This is a genomic window from Mycobacterium gordonae, from assembly GCF_001417955.2.
Taxonomy (GTDB): Bacteria; Actinomycetota; Actinomycetes; order Mycobacteriales; family Mycobacteriaceae; genus Mycobacterium; species Mycobacterium gordonae_B.
Window position 1 is genome coordinate 1 of sequence record NZ_LKTM01000283.1, and the last position, 479, is coordinate 479.

Consider the following 479-nt stretch of genomic DNA (forward strand, 5'->3'; position numbering starts at 1 on the left):
CCCGCCCAGGCCGCCGGATCCGCCGTGACCGCCTGCCCCGCCGGCGACGCCCGGACTGCCGGAGTCGCCGGGATTGACCCCGCTGGGACCGGCGGTGCCGGCGGCGCCGTTGCCGCCGACACCCCCGGCCCCACCGTTGCCGACCGAACCGCCGTTGCCGCCGGCACCGCCGCTGCCACCGGAAACACCGGCGGCGACGGCGTTGAACCCGGCCCCTCCGGCGCCGCCGTTGCCGCCGGCGGTGACCGCCGCCCCAGATCCGCCGTCCAGTCCTTTGCTGCCGCCGGTGCCGCCGATGCCGGGGTCACCGCCGGTCCCACCGGTCCCGACCGCTCCGGCGTTGCCGCCATTGCCGCCGGCGCCGCCGTTGACGAACAGGTCCGTGCCGGCCGCGCCCGCTCCACCGTCACCGGGGGTGCCCGCGTTGCCGCCGTGGCCGCCGGCTCCGCCGTTGCCGTTGACCCCGGCCGTGCCGTGGG

Annotated in this window: 1 pseudogene; it reads right to left on the minus strand. The window is 80.0% G+C overall.

The annotated features are described in order from the left end of the window. Window positions 1-479 (minus strand): annotated as a pseudogene (locus AO501_RS38300) (hypothetical protein); the annotation flags it as partial.